This window comes from Mesorhizobium sp. M7A.F.Ca.CA.001.10.2.1, assembly GCF_003998575.1.
Classification (GTDB): Bacteria; Pseudomonadota; Alphaproteobacteria; order Rhizobiales; family Rhizobiaceae; genus Mesorhizobium.
This window is the reverse complement of record NZ_RZQY01001080.1, coordinates 1-1,172: the sequence shown is the minus strand read 5'-3', so window position 1 is coordinate 1,172 and position 1,172 is coordinate 1. Positions and strand designations below refer to the sequence as shown.

1 protein-coding gene is annotated in these 1,172 nt (G+C 66.6%); it reads left to right on the top strand.

Annotated elements, in window-relative coordinates; genetic code table 11:
* Positions 1-31 precede the first annotated feature (31 nt).
* Positions 32-1,172, top strand: a 1,141-nt coding sequence (locus EN964_RS35210; protein WP_127277495.1) for a chemotaxis protein MotC, incomplete at its 3' end; no start/stop codon positions are given.

Genomic DNA, 1,172 nt, shown 5'->3' with positions numbered 1-1,172 from the left:
GTCGCATCGAGATCCTGATGGCGACCGGCGGATGAAGCGAGCGGCCGTCACCCGCCGGTTGATTGGTTTGTTGCTGCTGGCCGGCGGACACCCGTCGGCCGGTTTCGCCCAGGACGCGCTGCAGCCGTATCAGCTGGTGCGCTCGCTGCAACTCATCCAGGACCGCATAGCCGCCGGCGATCATGCCGCCTTGCCGATGCAAGCCAAGCTGCTGGAGATGGCGGATGCGCGCCTGCGGGCGGCGAATGCCGAGGACTACAAGGATCCCAAGAACTTTCGAGCCCTGCTTGTCTACGGCATGAGCGGCGGCAACCCGGTGACCGTCGAAGCGGCCACGTCGCGCGCTACGACGGATCCGCAAAGCCTTGCCATCGCCAAAGGCGTGATTGATTACCTCAACGGCCGGCCCGGCGAGGCTATCGAAGCCTTGAGGCCGATCGATCCCATGGCGCTGCCTCCGGATCTCGGCGCCTTCCTCGCTTTGGTCAAAGGCTCACTGCTTGCCGGTGATCAGCCGGCGACCGCACTCCGTCTGCTCGACGAGGCAAGATTGCTCAGCCCCGGCACGCTGGTCGAGGAAGCGGCACTTCGCCGTTCGGTCGGCCTTGCAGTCGCGCAAGGCGACGCGGCACGCTTCGCCCTTGCTTCCACCCAATATGTCGAGCGCTACCTCTATTCGCCCTATGCCAGCCAGTTCGCCGACTCCTTCGTCTCCGGCGTCATCGCGCTGCACATGTCGATCAGCCAGGACAAGCTGGGCGACATCACCTCGATGATGGATCCCGAGCGCGAGAAGGTGATCTATCTGCGCATCGCCCGCCGGGCCGCGATAGACGGCCTGAACGACTTGTCGGCCTTCGCTTCGGCGCGGGCGGAACAGGGCCGCGACGGCAACACCAATCAGGACGATCCACGCGCCCTGCTCTATGCCAGCCTTTCCACCGTCACCTCGGGGACAATCGAGGACGTTCGTGCCAAGCTCGGCAAGATCGACCGCAGCCGGCTGTCGGAGGGCGACCGCGCTTTGCTCGACGCCGCGCAGGCCATTGCCGGCGAGGTCGTCGCGCCGCCCACCGCCCTTCCGGCGGAAAAGCCTGCCCCAGTTCCTGCCGCCGCCGCGCAGCCGGTGCCCGAGATCGCCACGGCGCAAGGCGCCGATGACAGTGGCCTGC